Here is a 255-nt window from a genome sequence, read left to right as displayed (position 1 = left end):
CGGTAATGCTTTACTCCGTAGGTAAAGACTCAGCAGTCATGTTGCATTTAACCATGAAAGCGTTTTTTCCGGCAAAACCACCATTTCCTTTAATGCATGTAGATACAACATGGAAGTTTAAAGAAATGATTGAGTTTAGAGACCAAATGGCTAAAAAGCTTGGCTTTGACCTAATTGTACATAAAAACCAAGAAGGGATTGACGCAGGCGTAGGGCCATTTACCCATGGTAGTGCAAAGCACACCGATATAATGA

General features: G+C 40.0%; 1 protein-coding gene. It reads left to right on the top strand.

The genetic code is table 11. From position 1 onward, the window contains the following. A partial coding sequence (locus Q4550_RS23670; protein WP_303536702.1) for a phosphoadenosine phosphosulfate reductase domain-containing protein occupies nt 1-255 on the top strand: 255 nt, incomplete at both ends.

The sequence above is a fragment of the Anaerobacillus sp. 1_MG-2023 genome, assembly GCF_030547345.1.
In the GTDB taxonomy this organism is placed as follows: domain Bacteria; phylum Bacillota; class Bacilli; order Bacillales; family Guptibacillaceae; genus Guptibacillus; species Guptibacillus hwajinpoensis_B.
Note: the sequence above shows the minus strand (reverse complement) of the source record. Positions and strands in the feature narration are given on the sequence as shown.